Origin of the sequence: Dyella sp. SG562, assembly GCF_011759495.1 — a bacterium.
Lineage (GTDB): Bacteria > Pseudomonadota > Gammaproteobacteria > Xanthomonadales > Rhodanobacteraceae > Dyella_D > Dyella_D marensis.
On the sequence record NZ_JAAOYS010000029.1, the window covers coordinates 1 to 5,134 of the forward strand.

A 5,134-nucleotide genomic window follows, 5' to 3' on the forward strand; every position below is an offset into this window, starting at 1 on the left:
TTCTGCACCTGCCCCTTGAACTCGCCCTGCGCGGCGTCGATCGTCAACTCATGCGTGCCATCCTGGCCGGTGCGGTGATGCATGGTGGTGATGGCATGGCTGCCCTTGTCGTAATCCAGCGACACGCCGTCGTCCTCGTACAGCCCGCGTAGGTTGGGGTGAGCGTAGCGAACCCCAACGTGGCGAGGTGCGTGAAGGTGTGGGTGTTGGGGTTCGCCTGCGGCTCACCCCAACCTACGCCGGCATTTGTCGCTTCATTCAATGCCAACTCAAGCGCACTGCTTCGCGCACCGGGCGTGCTGGCACCGTTGCCGTCGCCACGCCTTCCTTTGCATTCCACTTCCACGCCGGCCCTTGCTTGCCGTCCACCGTCAACGCAGCGGGCTTCTTCGCCGTATGCAGGCGCAGCTCGTATGCGCGCTTCTGCACCTGCCCCTTGAACTCGCCCTGCGCGGCGTCGATCGTCAACTCATGCGTGCCATCCTGGCCGGTGCGGTGATGCATGGTGGTGATGGCGTGGCTGCCCTTGTCGTAATCCAGCGACACGCCGTCATCCTCGTACAGCGAGAAGTTGCCGTCGCCGTCGCCGAATACGTGCAGGATCAGCGTGTCCAGCGGCTTCGCGTCCGAGTAGTCGCTCGGCGGCTGCATCGGCACGATGGCGCCGGCGCGGGCGAATACGGGGATGTCGTCGGTGGCGTAGCGGGCGGTGAAGGTGGTGTCTCCCTGATAGCGCTTGCCTTTGAAGAAATCGACCCACTGACCGGGCGGCAGATAGACCGTGCGCTGGCCGCTGGTGTCGAGCACCGGCGCCACCAGCAGGTCTTCGCCGAAGAAATACTCGTAGGGCTGCTTGTAGGCCTCCTCCAGCTCCGGATGCTGCAGGTACAGCGGGCGCAGCAGCGGCAGTGATTCGGTATGCGCGATCCAGGTGTAGGAATAGATGTAGGGAATCAGCTGGGTGCGCAGGGTGAAGTACTTGCGCATCAGCGCCAGGCCCTTGTCGCCATACATCCATGGCATGCGCACATTGCCTTCGCGCGGATTGGCGTGGGCGCTGTGCATGCGCAGCAGCGGGCTGAAGGTGCCGAACTCGATCCAGCGGGCGTAGAGGTCGAAGTCGATCTTGGCGCCGTGGAAGCCGCCGATATCGTGGCTGATGTAAGGCACCAGCACATTGCCGCCGCGCGCAGTGAACGCCACTTCGTAGGCCAGCACCGGCCATTCCGAATAGGTGTCGCCGGTGAAGAAGCCCGGATAGCGCTGGCTGCCCCAGTCGCCGTAGCGGCCGAGGATAAAACCGCGCTTGCCGGTGGCCTGCGCGCTGAAGTCGTAGAACACCTTGTTGGTCCAGAACTGCGGATTGAGGCCCGGCATGCCGGTAGCCCCGCCACCGCCGTCCACCCACCACAGATCCACGCCCTGGCGCATCAGCGGCTCGTGCAGCCGGCGCATGAAGATCTCCGCTTCGCGCTGGTTGGACAGATCGAACGCGATGGGTTCCGGCGGATGCACGTCGCGCAGCGCCACCGGCCCGCGCAGCAGGCCGCCGCCGCCGCGGCCGGGTTCCACGCGCAGGGCGATATGGATCGTCTCGCCTGGCTTGGCCACCGCGGCGACGTCGGTATAGGTCAGCCGCTGCGGCCACTGGATCTGGCTGTGCTGCAGCTCCTGGCCGTTGACGAAGATGCGGTAGCTCCGGTCCACCTCGCCGAGCACCAGGTACAGCGTCTTGGGCAGATCGGCCGGCAGGCGCACGTCGGCGCGATACCAGGACACGCCCGCATAGTTCGGCTGGCCCTGCACCTGCCAGGAGCGGTCGGTCTGGATGCTCTTCCAGCTGCGCGCATCGAAGTCGGACGCGTACCACTTGGCGTTGATACCCACGTCGCGCGGATCGATCGCGAAACGCCAGCGGCCGGAGAGGTCCAGATCGAACGACGGCCGCACCAGCGGCGGCTTGCCCAGCGCCTCCAGCACGCCGGGCGCATGGCTGTCGTCGAAGGACAGGATGCTTTCCCTGGTATTGGCGTAGCCGGGATGGTCGTTGAGTCCCAGCTTCACGCCGCGCCCGTGCAGCCAGGTGACGAAGCGGTCCGGTTGCGCGATCAGCGGGCTCCAGTCGTAGCCGCCGTCCCAGCCGTAGTTGTGCCAGGCGAAATCCAGCACCAGGGTGTCGAACGGAATACGCGCGGCGCGCAGGCGGGTGACCTCGTCCTCAAGCATCTTCTGGTTGTAGCGCTGGAACGCCGGCTGCTTCGCTTCCGCGGTGCCTGGGAAGTACTCGAAGTTGAAATCGGTGATCCACGGGCCGAGCACGTAGCGCGGGATCATCGGGATCTCGCCGCTGAGCTGCGCATATTCGCCCAGCGCCTTGCGGTAGTCGTTGCCGTAGGCGAACAGATACCAGTCCTGCCCGCTGCGCTCCTTGCGCGGCTCGATCCATTGCGAAGCCTTGTTCCACAGCGGCGTGCCGCTGTCGTCGACGAAGGCGTAGCCGCTGCGGCTGAGCAGGCCGGGCTTGGCTTTTTCCAGCTTTACCTCGATGCTGGGGATGACGTCGTTCACCGGGCTTTCCAGCGGATTGCCGGTGAGGTTGGCCTTGCTGACGTTGTCCAGCGAATAGGTCAGGCCGCCGAGGTTCTGCGCGTCGTCCGCGCCGGGGTGCCACTCGCCCGGCTTGCCGGCGGTCCAGGTCACCTTGAGGTTGTCGGCGTTGAAGGGGCCGGAATTCAGGCGGTAGCGCAGGGTCATGGCGTCGGTGCCGGCCACCAGCCAGCCCTTCTCGCGCGATACGTGCACGGTCACCGGCGCCCAGTCGCGCTTCTGCATCACCGCGGTGGGCGCATCCACGAAGCTGCCGCCGGGCGAGTACTCCATGCGCACCAGGGTCGGCGTAAGAAAAGAGAAGCGCGCATGGTCGGCCACCACCACCGGCTGGCCGGACTTCACCGGCGCCTGGGTACAGGCGGCCAGGCACAGCGAAGCCAGCAGCACCGGCCAGGCGGGCCATCTCGGACGGCGAACGAACATCTTGTACTCCCCCTGCTTCAATGTCGGCGCCCGATGACACGGTCGTAGGCGTCGGCCAGGCGCAACGTCAGGCCGGCGCCGGGGCGCGCGTGGATATCGGGCGGAAGCTAGCGCAATGGCGGCAAGGAGTGGAGAGGCGCGAGCCGCCTTCGCAGGCATCTGCTGGCCTCGTCACATTCCTGGATGCGCGGCGCGGCCTTGGAGGGAGGCCAAAAAAAACCCCCGAGAAATCCGTCTCGGGGGAAGAACGACTGCGGTATGCGTCACCGCAGGAACGCACGGGTGGACGTCACGGACCCGCGCCTCGGAGAGCGCCGCCTTGGGTGCCGGGACAGGTGCAGCATGGACAAGCGCGAAGCCGCGCGCTATGCGGCGAACTCCGAAATTGCGGCTCAGCCGCCCATACCGGGCAGCGCATCGGCGATGCAATCGCGGCTGGCCCAGCCGCCGCCCTCGCCCGCTGCCGCCTGGATGCGCGGCCGCGCGCCATCCGTGGGCGGCATGGCCGAAACGGCGCGGTTGCGCGGATCGCGTGCGCTGCGCTCGTCGATCTTCACCATCAGGCCCGCGGCGATGTCCAGCCGCGCCGCGATACGGCTGCCGTCGGCGAACTGCACCAGCACGCTGACCACCGGGCTGCGCGCGCTGTCGGTCGTGCGCAGATAGGCGAGGCTGCGCCGGGTGATGCCGAGGTCCAGCGGAATCCGGCGCAGGATGTCCGCCTGCACGTAGCCTTCGAAATAGCGGCGCTGGCGCGCGTCCTCCAGCACGTCGTAGACCGAGATGCCGGGATCGGGATAGTCGGAAACCGGAATGACCTGGCGATTGAAATAGTCCACCGCCTCCCTGGCCGAATCGACGATGCGCAGCGTATAGGTCTTCTTCCAGCCCATCGGGGCGGTGTCGTGAAAGCGCAGCAGCTGGGCGAACGCCGATTCGACTTCCGGCTCGGTCCATTTGCGCCGCACGTCGTACGGCAGCGCCTGGCCCCAGCTGCGCGCCACGCCGTACTTGTGCAGGGTGCGCGTGGAGGGATCCCCGACATAGACCTCCGACCATGCCTGGCCGTGCTCGACGCGCCCGAGCATGGCTTTCTCCTGCTCCGGCGTGCATCCGTCGCACCAGTACAGGTCCGCCGCGGGGACCGCGCCGGAAAAACACAGGCAGGCTGCCCAGGCCATCGCCGCTAGCCGGCCGATCCAGAATCTGCTCGTTCCCATGCCGATGGCCTACAACGCTCTTCCTGCTCGCCTACAGCAACGTTCCAACAGCGGTGCGCGGAAAAGCAATCGGCGCGATCCAAAACACTAGGAAATGGATAAGGGACAGCAGATTGGAAAAGCAGGAAAAATCGCAGGAAAACCTAATGTGCGAGCGGCTTTCCGGCAGGACTCATTCAGTCAATTCTGATTTCTTAGGAATATCACGCATGCTTTTCGCCGCCATGGCGGGACGCCGCCTGCCGTGCGATCGCATCCAGCGTGCCGCCCCAGTAAAAGGCCAGGTGGCGGAAGATCACTTCGGTGGGGAAGCTGTGCGCCTCGAAGTCCAGCCGGGTCTGCTCGTCCAGCGCCGTAAGGCGAAACTCGAAGACGGTGTAGCTGGAGGGCTCGTCCGGCAACCGGGATACGGAGCTCAGGTGCGTATAGCTCAGGCGCCGTTCCGGTTCGAAGGCCAGCACCGTGCCGCGGTTCTCGAAGCGGCCGGTGTGCACGCCGCGTACGCTGACCGCGCCGCCGATGCGCCAGTCCGCGCTTACTTCGAGTTTCATGGCGGGGTCGCCCATCCAGGCGCGCATGAGCTGGGGGTGGGTGAGGGTTTCCCATACGGTGGATGCGGGGGCGTCGATGATGACGGATTCGAGGATTCGGTTTGACATGGAGTGGTCTGATATGTGGTTGAGAAATATCGTAGCGTGCTTGGTGGCATATCAGAGTTCGCCTGATTCGGGGGGGCTCGTTGTGTTTGGTGGTGGTGTCGTTTGGTTGTCGTGTTGATGTCTTCTGGTCTCGCCGTTGGCGAGGGTTTCGCCCCGCTGCCGCGGGGCGAGTTACTTTTTCTCTGCGTGCCCAGAGAAAAAGTAACCAAAAAGAGAGGGCAC

General features: G+C 65.5%; 3 protein-coding genes. All 3 read right to left on the minus strand.

What is annotated here, in order from left to right:
* Positions 1-258: 258 nt before the first annotated feature.
* The gene (locus tag FHW84_RS23005) at positions 259-3,033 is read right to left on the minus strand and encodes a TIM-barrel domain-containing protein (RefSeq protein ID WP_167258828.1); all 2,775 of its coding nucleotides are present in this window, start codon (positions 3,031-3,033) and stop codon (positions 259-261) included.
* Between the two features lie 392 nt (positions 3,034-3,425).
* Positions 3,426-4,121: a hypothetical protein gene (locus FHW84_RS23010; RefSeq protein WP_167258829.1), complete on the minus strand. Its 696-nt coding sequence runs from the start codon at positions 4,119-4,121 to the stop codon at positions 3,426-3,428.
* Positions 4,122-4,456: 335 nt separating this feature from the next.
* Positions 4,457-4,912, minus strand: a complete 456-nt coding sequence (locus tag FHW84_RS23015) for an SRPBCC domain-containing protein (RefSeq protein ID WP_167258830.1) — start codon at positions 4,910-4,912, stop codon at positions 4,457-4,459.
* Positions 4,913-5,134 lie beyond the last annotated feature (222 nt).